Below are 17691 nucleotides of genomic sequence, written 5' to 3' on the forward strand. Positions count from 1 at the left end.
TTACAACAGACCGTATGAGACTCCGAGTGCATGCCGTTCGATATGGATGACGTCGTTCTCGAGGGGCGCGGGACGTTCGTCCTCGAGTGAGAAGCGATTCGATCGGAGGCACGCGATTCAGCGCCGTTTCGTCGTCCCGAGGGAGCTTCGATACGTAACCGGTCAGTAGCGGTCTCTCTCAGACGCATACTGTACGTACTCGATGTACGAAGAGGGAGCCGTCGGGAGCGGTAGTATTTCACAACAGATCCATTGCTAGATATTTCGTCGCTATAGTACTATTATAAGAGACTATCGTGCGGTCCGATATATTCGGCGATGCATGCCGGAAACCGATAGCGAGACGACTCAGTCCGATGGAAACGGCGCAGAATCCACCGATCAGCGGAACGGAAGTATCCTCAACCGACGGCAGTTCGTCGCCGGAGCGACTGCAGCAGCTGCCGGCAGTGCGGTCGTCGGGACCGCCGGTGCGAGCGGCGGAAACGGCAAGGCGAAACGCGGCGACGACGCTGGTGCCGGCCGCAAGGCCCGCAACGACCGCGCGACCGTCATCGCCCACCGAGGGTACGCCGACACGTACCCCGAGAACACCGTCGCGGCGTTCGAACAGGCGGCTCGAGGCGGATCGAACGACGCCGCTGCGCGACGGGGTGCAGACTGGATCGAGCTGGACGTTTACCCCACCGCTGACGGTGACATCGCCGTTTTCCACGACGAGGAGATAGGTGGGCTGACCGATACGGACGGCGTGATTTACGAGACCCCCTCGGCGGACGTCTTCTCGGCGGAGGTACTCGAGAGCGGCCAGACCATCCCGACGCTCGCCGAATCAATGGACGCCATCCCGCCCAGCGTCGGCGTCAACATCGATATCAAAGCCGGCTCCCCCGACGTCCAGTTCGGTCGGGTCGACGATCCTGACGCCGAACGCGACGCGTGGGCGTGGCTCGAGACCGTGGTCGACGTCGCCACCGACTCTCGGAACGAACTCCTGTTCTCGACGTTCTGGGAGGGCGCGCTCGCGACGGTGCGGGATATCGCCCCCGACGTTCCGGCGGCGTATCTCCTCTCGGGGTCCATCCGGGAGGGACTCGACGTCACCGACGAGTACGATACGGCAGGGATCAACCCGCCGATGGACATGATCTCCGGCACGCCGTTTTTCGACGACGACGCCTACGAGAGCGTCGATCTCGTCGCCGAAGCCCACGCTCGGGACCTCCCGGTCAACGTCTGGACGATCGACACCTGGTACGAGGTCGAGCGGCTTCTCGAGGCCGGTGTCGACGGGCTGTTTCTCGACTACGCCGGGGTCGTGCGCTGGGGAGCGCTCCGGCGGTAGTACTGCTGAACGGATTCCCGACCCGTTTTTCTGTGACGAGAGACGGCCGGTTCGAGAAGGAGGTGCCAGCGGCGAGTCGCTCGCGCGCACTCGAACAAGGAGTACGATCTCGTCGTCCGTCACCGGAACCGGCCCGGCCGGAGCGTTCGTTCGGGGAATTCGCACGATTCCAGGTGGGTTTTCCGCGCAGACGCGACGGGAGTAGTCACTTACTCAGTCAGTCAGTATGACGTCCGTGATCCGCTGCAGGAACCCTCGTCGGCCCGATCCGGAGAGACCAGAACAGTAGGTTTATCAAGCGCACGGGGATAGGCCTACCTAAGATTACTTACCGTCTTATGGCAGGAACTCAACAACCGGAGGTGAACATCGGGCTCGTCGGTCACGTCGACCACGGCAAGACGACGCTGGTACAGGCACTCAGCGGATCGTGGACTGACCAGCACTCAGAGGAGATGAAACGCGGGATCTCCATCCGACTCGGCTACGCGGACGCGACGTTCCGCTACTGCGAGGGGGTCGAGGAGCCCGAGTGTTACACCGTCGAGGAGGAGTGTCCGGACGGCTCGGAGAGCGAGCCGCTGCGGACCGTGTCGTTCGTCGACGCCCCGGGTCACGAGACCCTGATGGCGACGATGCTCTCGGGTGCCTCGCTGATGGACGGCGCCGTGCTGGTGGTCAGCGCCAGCGAGCCCGTCCCACAGCCCCAGACCGAAGAGCACCTGATGGCACTCGACATTATCGGCATCGACAACATCGTCATCGCCCAGAACAAGGTCGACCTCGTCGACAGCGAGACCGCTCGAGACAACTACGAGCAGATCCAGGAGTTCGTCGAAGGGACCGTCGCCGAAGGCGCGCCCGTCGTTCCCGTCTCGGCCGGCCAGGAGGTCAACATGGACCTGCTGATTCAGGCGATCGAGGAGGAGATCCCCACTCCCGATCGGGACCCCGACGCCGATCCGCGGATGCACGTCGCCCGCAGTTTCGACATCAACAAACCGGGGACGACCTACGAGGATCTCGCCGGCGGCGTCCTCGGGGGCAGCCTGGTGCAGGGCCAACTCGAGGTCGACGACGAGATCGAGATTCGGCCCGGCCGCGAAGTCGAGGAGGGCGGCCAGACCGAGTACGTCCCGATCGAGACGACGATCCGCTCGCTGCAGGCCGGCGGCGAAACGGTCGACACCGTCAGCCCGGGCGGACTGCTCGGCGTCGGAACCGGACTCGACCCGGCACTGACGAAGGGTGACGCGCTGGCCGGCCGACTGGCCGGCCCGCCCGGATCGCTCCCGCCGACGTGGCAGGAGTTCACCATGGAGGTCGACCTGCTTGAGCGCGTCGTCGGCGCCGAAAGCGGCGAGACGGTCGACGAGATCAGCACCGGCGAACCGCTGATGATGACCGTCGGGACGGCGACGACCGTGGGCGCGGTCACCAGCGCTCGCGAGGGCGAGTGCGAGGTCAACCTCAAACGACCCGTCGCCGCCGAACCGGGAGCGAAGATCGCGATCAACCGCCGTATCGGCGCGCGCTGGCGGCTGATCGGGCTCGGAACGCTCACGGAGTAACGCGGACGAACGACGAATGAGCACGCCGACGCGGGTTGCGCTCGATACGAGTGCACTCATGATGCCGGTCGAACTCGACGTTCGGTTGTTCGACGAACTCGATCGAGTCGTCGATTCGTACGAGGCGACGGCCCCGCAGGCCGTCGTCGAAGAACTACGCCGCCTCTCCGAGAAGGGCGGCACCGAAGGGACGGCCGCGAACGTCGGGCACGACCTGGCGACCGAACGCTGTCTCGTCGTCGACACGGAGGCATCGTACGCCGACGACGCGCTGGTCGAACTCGCCCGCGAGGGCACCGTCGACTACGTCGTCACGAACGACCGCCCGCTGGGCGACCGGATACTCGAGGCGAGTGTACCGGTAATTGCATTACGCGGGAGAAACAAGTTAGCGATCACTCAACCATAGATGTACAAGCGGGTCACCCTAACGGACACGGTAGAAGTACCGCCCGAGGAACTCGGCGACGTTTCGCCGGACCTCGTGAAGCGACTGCTGCAGGACAAACTCGAGGGGCGCATGGACGAACAGGTCGGCAGCGTCGTCTCGGTCACCAATGTTCACGACATCGGTGAAGGGACGGTGCTGCCGAATCGGCCGGGCGTCTACTACGAGGCCGAGTTCGACGCCGTCACGTTCGATCCACAGATGCAGGAAGTCGTCGACGGCACCGTCGTCGAAGTCGTCGAGTTCGGCGCCTTCGTCGGCATCGGCCCCGTCGACGGGCTGTTGCACGTTTCCCAGATCAGCGACGAGTACCTCGCCTACGACGGCGAGAACCAGCAGCTCGCCTCGAACGAATCCAACCGGACGCTGGGCGTCGACGACGCCGTCCGCGCACGAATCGTCACCAAGAGCATCGACGAGCGCAATCCGCGCGACTCGAAGATCGGCCTGACGGCCAAACAGCCCGGCCTCGGCAAACACGGCTGGCTCGAGGAAGACCACGAGAAGCAGGAAGCGGCTGCAGGTGAATAACCATGGCATCGGATCGGCTCGTCTGTCGCGAGTGTCACCGGGTCAACGAACCGGACAACGAGACCTGCGACGCCTGTAACTCCTCGTCGCTGACCGAGGACTGGGCCGGCTACGTCGTCATCGCCCACCCCGAGGAGAGCGAAATCGCGACCGAGATGCAGGTCACCGAACCCGGCGCGTACGCGCTGAAAGTCCGGTAACCGTGACTCGCGACGACAACGACGCCTCCGCGTCGAACGACGACGCGGCGCCCGCCGACGTCGACGACCAGCTACTGGTTCTGCCCGACGACCTCCGCCACGAACTCAAGGAGCCGATGGGCCCGATCGAGACCGACGCCGACGTTCTGCTCGAGGGCGTCGACGGCCCGCTGATCGCCGTCGGCGACGTCGTCACCTATCACTTCCTGCAGGCCGGCCGCGCGCCGGATGTCGCGCTCGTCGACGAGCGGACCAAACGGTCGGCCGTCGACGAGGAGATTCGGAAGACCGTCACCGAATCGACGCACCTCGAGGCCGTCAACCCGCCCGCTGAGATCTCCGCCGAGGTGATCGAGGCGCTGCTCGAGGGCCTCGCGAGCGACGAGCCGACGACGATCCTCGTCGAGGGCGAGGAGGATCTGGTCGCCCTGCCCGCGATCGTCGCCGCGCCAGAGGGGGCTAGCGTCGTCTACGGTCAGCCCGACGAGGGCATGGTCCACGTGAAAGTGAGTGACGACCACCGAACGGAGATGCGTGCGTTGCTCGAGCGCTTCGAGGGCGATACGGAGCGGTTTTGGGACCTGCTCGAGTCCGATACTGACGCGTAACCGGCGCAGGAAGGACGATCTTATGCCGCAGTACTGTTCTCCGACAGACAATCGGTTTCAGGAGGTTCCGGGGCGTCGTCGTCGGGGTTCTGTATCGTGTCGACGCTGAGTTCGTCGAGCGAGAGCTGCGTGATGAACTGGCTATCGGTGTGAATCGTGCCGTCCTCGATGGTGATGCTCGAGGCCGAGATCCGCATCTGGTCGCTTTCGGTGTCGTATTCGGTAACCTGGTCCTCGTCGAACGCGATGTCGCCCTCGAGGTGCGTGAACTGCTGGTTGAGTCCCTGGAAGTCGGCGCTCTCCGACTCGATCGACACCCGGACCGTGTCGCCGATAGGCATCTCGACGTCTTTGTAGAGGTGGAGGCCCTCGATCGTCCCGCTGTCCATCTGGGCGACGTTGACCGAATAGCGTCCGCAGCTGTCGGTACTATCCATCGCAGAGCGCTGCTCGAACTCCTCTCCCCGCAGCTCGTCGAACTCGATGGTGAAGGTTCCGACACCGGCGGCCGGGACCGCGGCGCCGACGCCGGCCGAGACCATCCCCGCTACGACGCCGACCATGACGACGTTCGTGACGAGGAACCCGACGAGGAAGCGTTTTCGATCAATTGGCACGAGTGTAAGCCATTCCAATAAATGTATAGTTATAAATTCGCGCGCGTATCCGAGGGCCTATATAAGGAGTCGGATACTCACCGTATCGGAACGGCGAGTACTGGCGTAACCGACGGCGATGGTTCGCCATTCGAAATCGATGTCCCTTCGGACCGACCGCTGACGAACCGTGATCCGTGAGGTGTCGTAACCGATCGGCGCTGAGAGAACCAGTATCGAAGCGGTGAGAGAGAGACGGGACCGGCTGCGTCGCGGTTCGGCTACGTCGCGTTCGACTACCGGGACGATCGATCGCCGGTCACGGCGGTCGCTATCCGAAGGGGGAATCGGCCGAGACGGTGAGGAGATCCGTCGTGGTATCGACGACACCGTCGACTGCGTCCGTCGTCTCGTCCACGGTGTCGTCGACCGCGTCCGTCGTCTCGTCCGCGGTGTCGTCGACCGCGTCGGTGGTATCGTTGACGGTATCGTCGACCTCGTCCGGCGTATCGTCCACGGTGTCGTCGACCGTCTCCGTCGTGTCATTTACGACACCGTCGACTGTGTCCGTCGTCTCATTCACCGTATTATCAGCCGTGTCTGTCGTCTCGTTCACCGTATCATCGACCGTGTCTGTCGTCTCGTTCACCGTATCATCGACCGTGTCTGTCGTCTCGTTTACCGTATCATCGACCGTGTCGGTGGTGTTATTCACGGCACCGTCGACCGGGTCCGTCGTGTTCTCTACCGTGTCGCCGATCTCGTCCGTCGTATTCTCTACCGTGTCGCCGGTCTCGTCCGTCGTGTCGTTCACGACATCGCCATCCTCGTCCGTCGAATCGTTGTCGGTTTCGTTCGATGCGGGATCCGTTTCGTCGAGTTCGAACCCGTCGATACCGAACAGGTCTTTGATCGTCTCGATCACGTCGATCGAACCGGGGATCTGCACCAGGAGACTCAGCACCTCCTCGGGCGGGAGAACGACTGTCATCGAGTCCGCCTCACCCTGCTCGAACTCGACGTCGGTCCACGGGCCGGTCAGCGAAGTGTCTTCGAACTCGACGTCGTTGAGCTGGAGTTCGACGCTCTCTCGCTCGTCGTCCGAGGCGCTGAAACAGATGGTGCTGGCGGAGATCGACCCGGACTCGATCTCGAACGTTTCCTGCTCGTCCTTGGGGCCGGTACTGGTCGACGCGACAGTCCCGCCCTGCGTCTGGAGGTTCGTCGACTCCTGTCTGTAGACGTTCATCGAGATATCTCGGAGCGCCGGCGACGGAAGACAGCCCAGCGAGTCGAGGACTTCGGCGTCTTCGGCTTCCTGCTGGAGAGACGCGTTCGGCGTCGAACTCGATGCGGCGGAGTACGCTCCGGCCGGAAGGCTCGCGACGACCAGGACGACCAGGCACGCGGCCACGAGGGAGGATCGATCGGTCATTGGTCCAGACGGTGTGTTCTAGCGCAATTTCAGTATCCGTAATAGATATTTGCTGAGTTATCACCGGCTGTTTATAACAACGAACGATAGCGTCCCACCGATCGAAACGTCTCGAGCAGCGACGGATCGAGCCCCGTCGTTCCGTCGCGCCCTCACTCCACGACGGTGTGCTCGAGCACGCCGATCCCCTCGATTTCGAGTTCCACGGTCGACCCGTCCTCGAGCCACTGGCCTAACTCGAGCCCGCAGCCTTCGCCGACGGTCCCGCTACCGATGACGTCGCCCGGATGGAGCGTCTCGGACTGGGAGACGTGCTCGACGATGTCGGCGAAGGAGTGGTACATCTCGTCGACGGTGCCCTCCGACCAGACCTCGCCGTCGATCCGTGCGGTCATCGGGGCCTCGAGGATATCGATATCGTCCAGGGGGACGACGTACGGGCCGAGGCCGTTCGCGAAGTCCTTCCCCTTCGCCGGGCCGAGTCGTCCCTTCATCTCCTCGCCCTGAATGTCGCGAGCGCTGAAGTCGTTGAAGACGGTGTAGCCGGCGATGTATTCCTCGGCTTCCTCGGCGGGAATATCCCGACCCCGTTTCCCGATCACGGCCGCGATCTCGAGTTCGTAGTCCATGATCGACGAATACGCGGGCCACCGGATCGTCTCGCCGGGCGCGACGACGCTGTCGGCGTTGCCCTTGTAGTAGACCGGCAGTTCGTACCAGACGTCGTCGATCTCGCCGTCCATGCTGTTCTGCACGTGCTCCTCGATAGCCATGAAGTCCCGCAGCGAGTTCGGTCGGGGAAGCGGCGCGAGCAGGTCGTACTCCCCGGCTTCGTACCGGATCTTCGCCCCGCCGGGACTGCGCTCGGCGTCGGTCTCGGCCGCGTACTCGAGAGCTTCCCTGGCGTCCTCGATCGCTCGATTACCGCGCTCGAGGAAGGCGATCATCTCCGGCGGGACGTGGGCGTGGGCGAGGTCCGCCGGCGCGGGTTCTCCCTCGGCTTCGAGGGCTGCGCCGTAGGCGGCGGTGAGGTCGACGAGCGTGGCCTCCCCCGCAGCGGTATCCCGATCTTCAGTCGCTTCGGCGACGGCGCCGACGCGCTCGACGGGACCGACGGGCGTCTCGACTTCGAAGGTGGCGAGTTTCATTCGGTTTCACCTCCGGAGTTCGCGTCGTTCCCGTCTTCGATAAACGCGACCGGACGAACCCACCCCGCGCTGCCGCCCTCGATCTTGATCGGGAACGCGACGATCGGAATATCGGTCTTCCGCGGCAGTTCGTCGAGGTTCGCCATCTTCTCGATCTGGCAGTACTCGACCTCGCGGCCGGCGAAGTGAGCCGGCCACAGCTCCGCCTCGTCGCCGCTCTCGACGTAACGCTCGCCCATCGCGGTGAACGGCTTGTCGAAGCCGTAGGCGTCGGTTCCGATGACCTTCACGCCCTGCTCGACGAGATACTTCGTCCCTGCGGCGCTCATGCCGGGGAACTGGGTGAGGTAGTCGGGCGTGCCCCACAGCTCGTCGGCCCCCGTCTGGATCAGGACGATCTCTCCGGACGAGAGCTCGTGATTCAGGTCGTCGAGGGCGCCCTCGAGATCCGCAACGGAAATTTCCTCGCCGGGCTCTTTCCACCGGACGTCGAGCACGACCGCGTTGCCGCGACACCACTCGAGGGGGATCTCCTCGATCGTCTTCGCCGGTTCGCCGTCGACCTCGGGTCCGTAGTGCCAGGGGGCGTCGAGGTGGGTGCCGGCGTGGGGGATGATCTCGAGGTCCTCCCAGGCCAGCCCCATCCCGTCGGGAAAGTCGCTCGCCTCGACGTCGTGGCCGAGTCCGCGGAGGTTCTCCGCGAGGCGCTCGGCGCCGGCTTCGTGGCCGAACGCGTCGATCGACGGCGGCATCGGCTCGCTCGGCGGGTCGTCCTCGAGACCGATGCTCAGATCGATCAACGTTGCATCGTCGGCTGTCACCAATCCGCTCATGGTAGTCACGATTTGGAGCACCTATTTGAAACTGACTGCGACGATCGACTGTGACGACGACACGGGGAGCGAGTAGAACTGGATATTCGTAACCTCCTAATACAAAGAGTGATTGATATTGTACAATGACGTACGAAACACTGGATGACGATCTGGTAAACGAACTTCTCGACAACGGTCGCGCGAGTCTCCGCAGCCTCGCCGAAGAGCTCGACGTCTCGGTCACGACGGTCTCCAACCACCTCTCGGATCTCGAGGACGAGGGCGTGATCGAGGGCTACACGCCGAAAGTCAACTACGACGCAGTAGGCTACGACGTCACCGCGATCATGCAGCTCAAAGCCGAGGGCCACGCGCTCCCCGAGATCACCGAGACGCTCCGCGACCACCGGCAGATGATCTCGGTCTACGAGGTCACGGGCGATTACGACGTGATCGCGATCGGCAAGTTCGAGGACACGGACGACATGAACGACCAGATCAAGACCCTGATCACCGATCCGGACATCAACCAGTCGAACACGAGCATCGTCCTCAACACCGTCGCCGAGAACGAACAGTTCGAACTCAACGCCGGGGACGAAGAGTAACCGAGAGCGGCTCTCGAATCAGGAGCGGATCACTCGCACGCCCGTAGGCACACCGATAGCGCCGTCTGAGTCCTCGAGATCCGGTTCCGGATCGCAGAGCCGACGGACCCGGGATTCGAACGCAGCGGCGACGGGCGCTCGATCCGACGCGACCTGCGTCGAGCGCGATCGTCGACACGGCCGAGAGAATCTCGAGAAGGTATTTACACGCTCACGAGAACCCCATAACCATGTACGATTTCGTCGTTGTCGGCGTCGGACCGCCGGGAGCGCGCTTCGCCCGTCGGGCCGCCGAAGACGGCTACGACGTCCTCGCTCTCGAGAAGGGACGGATCGGCGAGCCGCTGGCCTGTTCGGGACACGTCAGCACGGACATCTGGGAGTTCTCCGGCGAGGACGCGCGCGAGGAACTGTTCCAGAACGAGGTCTACGGCGCGCGATTTCACGTCGGCGGGCCGCACAGCGAGGCCTACCCGTTTTACAAGCACGAGGTCGCGTCGAACGTCATCGACCGCGTCGGGCTGGACCGCCACCTCGCGGATCTGGCACGCGAGGCGGGCGCGGACGTCCGGGAGGAACACACCGTCACGGCGGTCACCGAACGCCGCGACCGCGTCGAAGTCGTCGCGAGCGGCCCCGACGGCACCGTCGAGTTCGAGGCGAAGATGCTCGCCGGCTGTGACGGGGCCCGGTCGCGAGTGCGGGACGAACTCGACCTCCCCGAACCCGACGAACTCCTCCACGGCGTGCTGGCGTTCTCCGAGGAGGAAGACCACGAGGACTTCGTCGACGTCCACCTCACGGCGCCGACGTTCTTCGCCTGGCGCATCCCTCGCGGCGATGCCGGCGTCGAGTACGGCCTCGCGGCACCGCCGGGCGTCCAGGTCACCAAGCACTTCGAGGAACTGATCGACGGCTACGAGATCGACGTCTCGCACCGCTGTTCGGGCCCGATTCCGATCGGGCCACCGGACCGAGTTACGACCCGCCGTGCGTTCCTCATCGGCGACGCGGCCGCCCAGACCAAGCCCTTCACCGGCGGCGGCATCCTCTACAGCATGACCAGCGCCGACCACGCCGTCCGCGAGATCGATCCCGACCGTCCGACCACGCTCGCGGCCTACGAACACGCCTGGCGCGACGACCTGGAACGCGAACAGGAACTCGGCCACTATCTCCGCCAGGCCTACTCGCTCCCCGAACCCGTCCAACACGTCGGACTCGGCGCGCTCTCCGGCGAGATCGGCGTCCACATGGACCGGCCGACGTCGCTCGTCTCGCCGACGCACCTCAAAACGCTGCTCTCGAGGCTCCGGTAGCCGTCCGTCGTCGCTCCGATCGATTCTCTCCCGTCACCGGAACTCGCACTCCCCGACCGCGTTGGAACCGCAGCCGACAGACCGAAGGCGCCCGTCCCGAAACGACCAGTAGATGACAGGCCTGCAGGCGGCTGCAGTCGAGTTCGTCGCGAGGGCGCTCGAGCGCCTCGGGATCATCGACGCCGAGCGGTTCCGTCCGACCGCGGAACTGGCGTGGCCCCGGATCGTGACCGGGTTCGCGATCATGTCCAAGCAGACGGCCGACCTCGCGATGGTCGGCATCGCGATCGGGACGGCGGGAACCGCGGGACTGGCGTACGCGCTCGCGTTCTGGGAGATCGTCACGATGGTCGGACTGGGACTGGCCGGCGGGACGGTGAGTCTCGTCTCCCAGAACTACGGCGGCGAGGAGACCGACCGGGCCTCGCTCGTGGTGACACAGAGCGTCCTGCTCGCGACCGCGATCGCACTGCCGGTCGTCGCCGTCTTTCTCCTGTTCGCCGACTCGCTGATCGGGCTCTTCGACGCTCAACCGGCGTCGCTCGAGCACGGGAGCACCTACCTCGTCTTCGTCGCGCCGGCCGTGCTCTTCGAGTTACTCAACCTGATCGCCAGCCGGACCTACACGGGCGTCGGCGACACGTTCACGGAGATGGTCGCCCGCGCCGGCGGTGCCGTACTCAACGTCGTTCTGAGCGCGATCCTCATCTTCGGGTTCGACCTCGGGGTCGCCGGCGCGGCGATCGGCACGACGCTCTCGACGGGATTCGTCACCGTCGTCCTCGGGTGGGGCATGATGGGACGGTCCTACGGCGCGCTCGGGATGGAGCCCAGTCCCGTCCCCGTCACGCGGTCCGGGGGCTGGATCGAGCCCGCGCTCCTCCGGCAAGTCGTCGAAATCTCGACGCCCGAAATCGGTCGCCGACTCGCCCAGGGGGTCGTCGTCTTCCCGCTGCTGTGGATCGCCGCGACGTTCGGTCCCGTGGTCGTTACGGCCCTCGAGGTCGGCCGCCGCGTCCGCAGCCTGATCAACAGCGTCAACTGGGGGCTCTCGCTGGCCTCGAGTTCGCTCGTGGGCCAACAGCTCGGATCGAACGACGAGGACGAAGCGGGAGCCTACGGCGCGGCGATCATCCGACTCTCTGCCGTCCTCTACACCGGACTGGCCGCGCTGGTCGTCGTCTTCGCGGACCCGATCGCGAGTCTGTTCGTCGGGAGCGAGGAGGTGGCACTGGCGGCCACGTTCGTCGCCGCGGGCGCGATCAGTTCGATCGGCTTCGGGATCGACGGCGCCGCGGCGGGGGCGCTGCTCGGCGCCGGCGACACGCGCTGGCCGTTCGTCGCCGCGCTGATCGGACGGTACGGTTTTGCCGTCCCGGCGGCCGTGCTCGGACTGGTCACCCCGCTCGGTATCTGGGGGCTCTATCTCGCCCTGTTGCTCGAGACGAGCGTGCCGGGCGGGATCAACTACTGGCTGTTCCGACGCGGCCGCTGGAAGGTCGTGAGTCGGCGGTACCGCCCCTCGGCTGAGAGCGGATAGGAGACGGTCGAAGCTCGTCGTCTCGGGTGTTACTCGGCAGTGCGTCGAGTCGGGGACTCGAGAACCGGCACCCCGTGCCGCTCGAAGTACGTGACGCATCGGACGAGTGCGAGTCCGAGGACGAGCACGCCGATGGACGTGACCGCGACCGGGACGAACCCGTCGGGCGTTCCCATCGAAACGGTCAGCAGCGATGCCGCGAACGCGAGGACCGTGACGGCGGTCAGAACGGACAGCATCTTGCAACTCAACGTCGTCCACGTCGACCGAGCGACGTATCGATTCCGAACGGCGGTACAGGCCATGAAGAGTGGTTAGATTTTCATCACTATAATTCCTTGGGACCAGCGGATGCCACTCGGCAACCGAGTCGAACAGGGGCGATAATTATCACCTCGGCACACCATCGTCCGGTATGGCAGAACCAACGGGGTCGGGAACCGGTCGGGACGGCGACGACGGTCTCGACGGGACGGATCTCGGGGCCGGAATCGCGATCGGTATGGGAATCGGCGTCGCTATCGGCGTCGCGGCGGACAACCTGGCGCTGTGGCTCCCGATGGGCGTCGCCATCGGCGTCGCTATCGGCGCAGGGATGAACAGGTGAGCCCCGCTCACGGGCCGCTCGAGGTCCGAACGGCGATCCGTTCCGTCCCGTCGGCCCCGCGCTGTTCGGCGACGACGTACTGCACCTCGACGGTCAGTGACTCGTCGCCGTGCGGTTCGATCGCCTCGTAGAGCCGATCGGCGAGCCCCGACTCCGGACCGGGCTCCTCGCCGCCGACCGTGACGACGACCCGGTCGACCGACTGGATCGGGTAGTCGCCGTCGAGTTCGACCGCGACGTCTTCGCTCTCGAGACGCTCGTACTCGGACTCCGCGAGCACCGCGTCGACCTCGTCCTCGGCCGACGACTCGAGTTCGGTCGTGTGGAAATCGAGCAGCGTGACGCCGGCCAGCGGCGCGGCGAGCACCAGCAGTCCGACGCCGAAGATCGTCGCGTAGGTGTACGTCGGTTTCCGGGTCGGCGCGACCTCGAACAGTCCCTGCGGGCGGTAGCCGGCGATCCACAGCGTCGCCAGGGCGGCGAGGTTGATCGACAGGAGGTTGACGACGACGAGGACGGCGGCGCCGATCGCCGCGCCGTACATCCCCCAGGCGACCGTGATCCCGACCGCGGCGGAGGGCGGAATCAGCGCCGCGGCGATCATCACGCCGACGATGGCCTCGGAGAAGCCCCGCGTGAGACTCAGGATGCCGGCAATTCCCGCCCCGAGGGCGACCGCAAGCGAGAACAGGTTGGGAGCGACCCGCTCCTCGAGTTCGGTGGCGACGACGATGTCGACCCCCGCGGGCTCGAGGCCGGCCAGGCGGGCGAGCGTGGCGAGTCCGATCGACGCGACGACGACCATCGTCACGCCGACGACCTGGTACCGGAATCCCGTCGATTTGAGCCGGTCGTCGCCGGTGACGATGCCGACGTTGGCGGCGAGCGCGGGGCCGAGCAGCGGCGCGATGACCATCGCGCCGATGACGACCGCCGGCGAGTCGGCCAGCAGCCCCGCGGTGGCGACGACGGCGCTGATGAGGAGCATGACGGCGTAGATCGCAAACGGCGGCGTGAGTTCGTCGGCCTTCGTCCGGAGCACCTGTCTCGAGGTGCGAGCCCCCTTCTGGCCGCCGTGACTGTACTGGTCGCGAAGCGTCGAGAACTGTTCGGAGAGGACCGTCTCGGCGTTGATCACGACGACGCTGGAGTCGTCGCCGATACCGGCTCGCTTCAGCCGGTCGAGCACCGGTTCGACGGCCCGCGTCGGCAGCGGGAACCGGACGACTGCGGTGTACCCCCTGCCGCTGGTCTCGTCGCTGACGACGTAGTCGATCCCCTCCGCCTCGAGAATGTCGAGGACCGCTCGTCGTTTTCCCTCCGGGACCGTGATCTCGAGGTAGCGCATACGGCCATCACGCTCGAGTCGTGGATAATTTCGGGGTCGGCAGGAGACGGGTGACCGGGGCGACAGAAGGCGGGTGTCCGGCGGCGCACCGAGGCGGCTCGACCGATCGGCAGCGTCAGTGGTCGGTGCCCACGATTCCGCAGGCGATGGCGTCGGGGTCGCGGATCTCCTCGCCGTCGACCGCGTCCGGATCTAGCAGCAGGATCGTGTCGTCGGGCATCTCGTCTTCGATCTGTACCGTCCGGCCGAGCACGTCCTCGAGTTCGTCGACGTCGTCGATGTCGAACTCCCGCTCGAGCAGGAGTTCGGCGTTGGCCCGCGAGAGCACGAACGCGAGATCGGACGGGTCGGACGCGTCGTTCTCGCCCGCCTCGAGCAGTTCCGAGAGCGAGTCGGAGCTGACTTCGTCGAACGAGCGGATCGTCACGTGTTCGGTGTCGGAGCCGGGCGCGTCGTCCGACTGCGTGCGCAGGCGTGCGGACAGTTCCTCGAAATCGGTCGCGGCGTCGATCGGGGTGTCGCTACTCGAGCCCATACCGAACACTCCCGCCCGGGACGCCCTTGATGGTGTGGCCGGCCAGTTCCAGTGAGAGACGGTAACAGAGAACGGAACGGAGTTGTTTTCGGGACGAGTTCGCGAGAGGAGTGACCTGCTGTCGCTGGCGGCAGTGATTGCCACGTCCTCCCCAGCCGATTCACTCACTCCCTTCGGTCGTTCATTCATCCCTCGCGTGACTTCGAGCCGCGGCTCACTGTTCGTTCGCCCCGGTTCAGCACGCGCCACCGCACGTGGCTTGGTCGGTCCAAAATGAGATGAAAACCGTGCTGTGGTTCCCTGGCGAAAAAATTAGGCGTCCGCGACTACGAACCAGTCACTGATAGTCGGGCAGTCGATCCGATCGATCCGAGCCCTCGACGAACGGTAGTGCGGTCACGACGGCGGGCACCTCCTCGCCGCCGACGCGGACGGTCAGATCATCGCTCTCGAGGCCGTAGTCGACCGTGGCGAGCGCGATGACGTCCTCGAGCAGCGGGCTCTCGCCCGCGCGCGTGACCTCGCCGACCGACGCGTCGCCGTCGAAGACGGCGGCACCCGACTCCGGAACGTCGGCACCCGCATCGTCTGCGCCCCCCTCGAGCGTCAGCCCGACCAGCTTTCGACTCGGCTGGCCGCGGTTCTCGACGCGGGAGACGACCTCCTGGCCGACGTAACAGCCCTTTTCGAAGTCGAGGGCGCTCCGAAGGCCGAGCACGTTCGGGAGGGTGCCCTCGAGTTCGGTCTCGAACAGGGGCGAGCCGGCCTCGAGCGCGAGACTCTCGAAGCTTCGGTAGCCGAAGGGCGCGGCGTTCAGCCCGTGATTCAGCAGGGTGTCGTAGACGGCTTCGGCGTCGTCGGCCCCGCAGATCACTTCGAAGCTCTCCTCGCCGGTGAGCGCGTCGGTCCGGATGACGGTGACGCCCTCGTCGCCCATCGTCCCGCGGACGAACGAGTAGCGCTCGTCGGGCGAGCCGGCTCCGTTGAGGACGCTGGCGACCTTCTCGGTGGCCTTGGGGCCGTGAATGCCGAAGATCGCGTACTCGTCGGTCGCGACGCGGATGTCGACGTCCTGGATGAACACCTTCTCGGACCAGTCCTCGGCCAACGGCTCCGCCTCGGCGGGCGGCGTGAAGAGCAGCAGGCGCTCGCCCGCGTTGTAGACGTAGAGCTCGACAGCGATCCCGCCTTGCGGGTCCAACACGAGCGCGTAACAGCCCTGGCCGTCCTCGGCCGGCACGCGGTTCGAGACGACGTTGTCGACGTACTCGAGGCGGTCGTCGCCCTCGACGACGACGACGCCGTAGGCCATCTCGAGCAGGCCGACGCCGTTGCGGACCGCGCGGTGCGTTCGCTCGGGGCGGCCGAAGTGCTCGACGATCGTTCGGCCGTCACGCTCGCCGAACGTCGCGCCGTGATCGGTATGAATAGACTCGATGACGCTCATGCCTCTCCAGAGGAGCCTGGACCCCACAGGCGTTTCGATTCAAAAGGGAAGTCGCTCGCGGATCCAGTCGCCGATGGACTGCGCGTCGTCTTCGTCGGTCGGTGCGTCTGGAACGACCCGGTCGGCGGGCTTGATCACGGTCTCGCTGGCCCCGGATTCGACGGTGATCAGTCCGTCTTCTTTCAGCGTCGACAGCGCCGACTCGAGTTCGTCGATGTCGACCTCGACGGCGGCGCGGAGTTCGAAGACGGTCATCCCGTCGTCGGTACGATCGACGAGCGCGTCGAGTACCGCCACCTCCGTCGATTCCCGGTCCCGGTACTCCCGCTTTGCTCTCATCCGTCTCCGTATTCGACGACCGGGGATTTGACGTTTGTCGTTCGGTGAGCAGGCCGCGACCGATCGAGGTGCTCGTGGTATAACTCGTGTCTCGAGAGGCAGTACGTTTTTTATGGTGTGACTGGGTACGGTGGGACAATGGTCCTGCGATGTTCGCTGCTCGGTCACGACTACGGTGACACCGACGTCGAACGCGAGCGCGAAGAACGGGGCAGTGAGGTCGTCGTAACCGTCCAGGAGTACGAAGAGTGTGCCCGCTGTGGCGACCGAAACGTCATCAGCGAGAACACCGAGGTAACGAGCCTCTCCACCGAGACGGCCGCCGACGCACTTCCCGACGAGTACGAACTCGAGTCCGACGCAACTGCACCGACCGACGACGACGCCGTCGAAACACCGCCAGATGCCGACACCGAGGTCGAGTTTTCCGAAGGCGACGGAGACGCCGAGTTCATCGACGCCGACGGTGACGTCGATCCGGCCGACTCCGACGACGAGGACGAGTTCGACGTCCCGACCGACGAGAACGGCGATCCCGTCACCGACGACGGCGAGATCCTCGACGACGAGGAGTCGACACCGGACCGCGATCGCGAACACGGCGAGTGGCCCGACTCGGACGACGTCGGTCCGCCCGTCGGCACGGAAAACGAGCCCACCGAGTGGCCGGACAGCGACGAGTCCGCCGCGGACGCGGACGACGAGGGTGCAGCGCTAATCGACGAGACGGGCGACGACGCCGAGGTCGTCGATGCCGACACCGAGGTAACCGACGACGCGGTCGTCCTCGAGGACGACACCGACGCGACCGCCAACGGAGTCGAGTCCGCCGCGGCGGCCGACGCTCGATCGGTGACCACGACGGCGCCGAGCCCGAACGACGCCCGAGACGCGGGCGACGCGACGACGCAGGCCGACGCCAGCGGCGACTCGGGATCCGGTATCGAGCGAGCGGAAACCGCCCCGACACCCGGCCAGAGCGGCGGAACGGCTCGTGACGACGTCCCTACCGAGTTCTACTGTCCGCGATGTGAGTACGTCGCTAACAACGACCGGAGCTCGCTTCGTGCCGGCGACATCTGCCCCGAGTGCCGAAAGGGCTACCTCGGCGAACGAGAACGGTAGCGCAGCCGACAGATCAGCCGATCGGTCGCGGTTCGACGGGGGCGCTCGAGGCAGCCACCGATCGGCCGATACCGTCACCGTCCTCCGGAGAGTCCAACCCGGACCGTCGCGGAGCGTCCCCAGCCG

The 17691-nt window shown here is 65.6% G+C and carries 20 protein-coding genes; 11 read left to right on the forward strand and 9 right to left on the reverse strand.

Annotation, left to right across the window (positions count from 1 at the left end):
* The first annotated feature begins 322 nt into the window (after positions 1-322).
* The 6 genes from ACSFC7_RS01295 (at position 323) to ACSFC7_RS01320 (ending at position 4703) form a co-directional block, all read left to right on the forward strand.
* Complete coding sequence (locus ACSFC7_RS01295; RefSeq protein ID WP_436345960.1) at positions 323-1345, forward strand: glycerophosphodiester phosphodiesterase; 1023 nt, start codon at positions 323-325, stop codon at positions 1343-1345.
* Positions 1346-1683: 338 nt separating this feature from the next.
* A complete protein-coding gene (locus tag ACSFC7_RS01300; protein ID WP_436345961.1) occupies positions 1684-2916 on the forward strand; it encodes a translation initiation factor IF-2 subunit gamma in 1233 nt (410 codons plus the stop codon).
* Between the two features lie 16 nt (positions 2917-2932).
* A complete protein-coding gene (locus tag ACSFC7_RS01305; protein WP_436345962.1) occupies positions 2933-3325 on the forward strand; it encodes a PIN domain-containing protein in 393 nt (130 codons plus the stop codon).
* Positions 3326-3895 (forward strand): DNA-directed RNA polymerase, encoded by a 570-nt coding sequence (locus ACSFC7_RS01310; protein WP_436345963.1) that lies wholly within the window; start codon positions 3326-3328, stop codon positions 3893-3895.
* Positions 3896-3897: 2 nt separating this feature from the next.
* Complete coding sequence (gene spt4, locus ACSFC7_RS01315; protein ID WP_436345964.1) at positions 3898-4095, forward strand: transcription elongation factor subunit Spt4; 198 nt, start codon at positions 3898-3900, stop codon at positions 4093-4095.
* Positions 4096-4097: 2 nt separating this feature from the next.
* Positions 4098-4703, forward strand: a complete 606-nt coding sequence (locus ACSFC7_RS01320) for a GTP-dependent dephospho-CoA kinase family protein (protein WP_436345965.1) — start codon at positions 4098-4100, stop codon at positions 4701-4703.
* 20 nt (positions 4704-4723) lie between these two features.
* Here ACSFC7_RS01320 and ACSFC7_RS01325 read toward each other — a convergent pair whose 3' ends face one another.
* From ACSFC7_RS01325 to ACSFC7_RS01340, 4 genes are all read right to left on the reverse strand, one after another.
* Positions 4724-5320, reverse strand: a complete 597-nt coding sequence (locus ACSFC7_RS01325) for a hypothetical protein (protein WP_436345966.1) — start codon at positions 5318-5320, stop codon at positions 4724-4726.
* Between the two features lie 310 nt (positions 5321-5630).
* The gene (locus tag ACSFC7_RS01330) at positions 5631-6734 is read right to left on the reverse strand and encodes a hypothetical protein (RefSeq protein ID WP_436345967.1); all 1104 of its coding nucleotides are present in this window, start codon (positions 6732-6734) and stop codon (positions 5631-5633) included.
* A 152-nt stretch (positions 6735-6886) separates the two neighbouring features.
* On the reverse strand, positions 6887-7882 hold the full coding sequence (locus tag ACSFC7_RS01335; protein WP_436345968.1) for a fumarylacetoacetate hydrolase family protein: 996 nt from the start codon (positions 7880-7882) through the stop codon (positions 6887-6889).
* Positions 7879-8715, reverse strand: a complete 837-nt coding sequence (locus ACSFC7_RS01340; protein WP_436345969.1) for a cyclase family protein — start codon at positions 8713-8715, stop codon at positions 7879-7881. The genes ACSFC7_RS01335 and ACSFC7_RS01340 overlap by 4 nt, the downstream gene beginning before the upstream one ends.
* Before the next feature lie 125 nt (positions 8716-8840).
* Here ACSFC7_RS01340 and lrp point away from each other — a divergent pair, with 125 nt between their 5' ends.
* From lrp to ACSFC7_RS01355, 3 genes are all read left to right on the forward strand, one after another.
* Complete coding sequence (gene lrp, locus ACSFC7_RS01345) at positions 8841-9305, forward strand: HTH-type transcriptional regulator Lrp (protein WP_436345970.1); 465 nt, start codon at positions 8841-8843, stop codon at positions 9303-9305.
* Positions 9306-9535: 230 nt separating this feature from the next.
* Positions 9536-10624, forward strand: coding sequence for a geranylgeranyl reductase family protein (locus tag ACSFC7_RS01350; protein WP_436345971.1), 1089 nt, complete (start codon positions 9536-9538; stop codon positions 10622-10624).
* A gap of 112 nt (positions 10625-10736) precedes the next feature.
* Positions 10737-12164, forward strand: a complete 1428-nt coding sequence (locus ACSFC7_RS01355; protein WP_436345972.1) for an MATE family efflux transporter — start codon at positions 10737-10739, stop codon at positions 12162-12164.
* A gap of 29 nt (positions 12165-12193) precedes the next feature.
* Here the strand turns inward: ACSFC7_RS01355 and ACSFC7_RS01360 are convergent, their stop codons facing one another.
* A complete protein-coding gene (locus ACSFC7_RS01360) occupies positions 12194-12469 on the reverse strand; it encodes a hypothetical protein (protein WP_436345973.1) in 276 nt (91 codons plus the stop codon).
* 110 nt (positions 12470-12579) lie between these two features.
* On the opposite strand from ACSFC7_RS01360, the gene ACSFC7_RS01365 reads away from it, so the two are divergent.
* Positions 12580-12771 carry a hypothetical protein gene (locus tag ACSFC7_RS01365; RefSeq protein ID WP_436345974.1) on the forward strand — a complete coding sequence of 64 codons (192 nt, stop codon included), beginning with the start codon at positions 12580-12582 and terminating at the stop codon, positions 12769-12771.
* A 7-nt stretch (positions 12772-12778) separates the two neighbouring features.
* Here ACSFC7_RS01365 and ACSFC7_RS01370 read toward each other — a convergent pair whose 3' ends face one another.
* The 4 genes from ACSFC7_RS01370 to ACSFC7_RS01385 form a co-directional block, all read right to left on the reverse strand.
* Positions 12779-14119, reverse strand: a complete 1341-nt coding sequence (locus ACSFC7_RS01370; RefSeq protein ID WP_436345975.1) for a TIGR00341 family protein — start codon at positions 14117-14119, stop codon at positions 12779-12781.
* Between the two features lie 115 nt (positions 14120-14234).
* Positions 14235-14654 carry a hypothetical protein gene (locus tag ACSFC7_RS01375; RefSeq protein WP_436345976.1) on the reverse strand — a complete coding sequence of 140 codons (420 nt, stop codon included), beginning with the start codon at positions 14652-14654 and terminating at the stop codon, positions 14235-14237.
* Between the two features lie 337 nt (positions 14655-14991).
* Entirely contained in the window at positions 14992-16101 is a 1110-nt protein-coding gene (ygfZ, locus tag ACSFC7_RS01380) for a CAF17-like 4Fe-4S cluster assembly/insertion protein YgfZ (RefSeq protein ID WP_436345977.1), read from the reverse strand.
* Between the two features lie 39 nt (positions 16102-16140).
* Positions 16141-16440: a DUF6432 family protein gene (locus ACSFC7_RS01385; protein ID WP_436345978.1), complete on the reverse strand. Its 300-nt coding sequence runs from the start codon at positions 16438-16440 to the stop codon at positions 16141-16143.
* 138 nt (positions 16441-16578) lie between these two features.
* On the opposite strand from ACSFC7_RS01385, the gene ACSFC7_RS01390 reads away from it, so the two are divergent.
* Complete coding sequence (locus tag ACSFC7_RS01390) at positions 16579-17565, forward strand: DUF7093 family protein (protein ID WP_436345979.1); 987 nt, start codon at positions 16579-16581, stop codon at positions 17563-17565.
* Positions 17566-17691: the final 126 nt, after the last annotated feature.

This window comes from Natronorubrum halobium (assembly GCF_051351675.1).
Classification (GTDB): domain Archaea; phylum Halobacteriota; class Halobacteria; order Halobacteriales; family Natrialbaceae; genus Natronorubrum.

Coding starts and splice junctions, on each gene's coding strand:
- ACSFC7_RS01330 (WP_436345967.1), bottom strand. CDS start 6,734: ATGACCGATCGATCCTCCCTCGTGGCCGCGTGCCTGGTCGTCCTGGTC.
- ACSFC7_RS01300 (WP_436345961.1), top strand. CDS start 1,684: ATGGCAGGAACTCAACAACCGGAGGTGAACATCGGGCTCGTCGGTCAC.
- spt4 (WP_436345964.1), top strand. CDS start 3,898: ATGGCATCGGATCGGCTCGTCTGTCGCGAGTGTCACCGGGTCAACGAA.
- ACSFC7_RS01335 (WP_436345968.1), bottom strand. CDS start 7,882: ATGAAACTCGCCACCTTCGAAGTCGAGACGCCCGTCGGTCCCGTCGAG.
- ACSFC7_RS01305 (WP_436345962.1), top strand. CDS start 2,933: ATGAGCACGCCGACGCGGGTTGCGCTCGATACGAGTGCACTCATGATG.
- ACSFC7_RS01340 (WP_436345969.1), bottom strand. CDS start 8,715: ATGAGCGGATTGGTGACAGCCGACGATGCAACGTTGATCGATCTGAGC.
- ACSFC7_RS01375 (WP_436345976.1), bottom strand. CDS start 14,654: ATGGGCTCGAGTAGCGACACCCCGATCGACGCCGCGACCGATTTCGAG.
- ACSFC7_RS01365 (WP_436345974.1), top strand. CDS start 12,580: ATGGCAGAACCAACGGGGTCGGGAACCGGTCGGGACGGCGACGACGGT.
- ACSFC7_RS01390 (WP_436345979.1), top strand. CDS start 16,579: ATGGTCCTGCGATGTTCGCTGCTCGGTCACGACTACGGTGACACCGAC.
- ACSFC7_RS01355 (WP_436345972.1), top strand. CDS start 10,737: ATGACAGGCCTGCAGGCGGCTGCAGTCGAGTTCGTCGCGAGGGCGCTC.
- ACSFC7_RS01370 (WP_436345975.1), bottom strand. CDS start 14,119: ATGCGCTACCTCGAGATCACGGTCCCGGAGGGAAAACGACGAGCGGTC.
- ACSFC7_RS01310 (WP_436345963.1), top strand. CDS start 3,326: ATGTACAAGCGGGTCACCCTAACGGACACGGTAGAAGTACCGCCCGAG.
- lrp (WP_436345970.1), top strand. CDS start 8,841: ATGACGTACGAAACACTGGATGACGATCTGGTAAACGAACTTCTCGAC.
- ygfZ (WP_436345977.1), bottom strand. CDS start 16,101: ATGAGCGTCATCGAGTCTATTCATACCGATCACGGCGCGACGTTCGGC.
- ACSFC7_RS01350 (WP_436345971.1), top strand. CDS start 9,536: ATGTACGATTTCGTCGTTGTCGGCGTCGGACCGCCGGGAGCGCGCTTC.
- ACSFC7_RS01385 (WP_436345978.1), bottom strand. CDS start 16,440: ATGAGAGCAAAGCGGGAGTACCGGGACCGGGAATCGACGGAGGTGGCG.
- ACSFC7_RS01295 (WP_436345960.1), top strand. CDS start 323: ATGCCGGAAACCGATAGCGAGACGACTCAGTCCGATGGAAACGGCGCA.
- ACSFC7_RS01360 (WP_436345973.1), bottom strand. CDS start 12,469: ATGGCCTGTACCGCCGTTCGGAATCGATACGTCGCTCGGTCGACGTGG.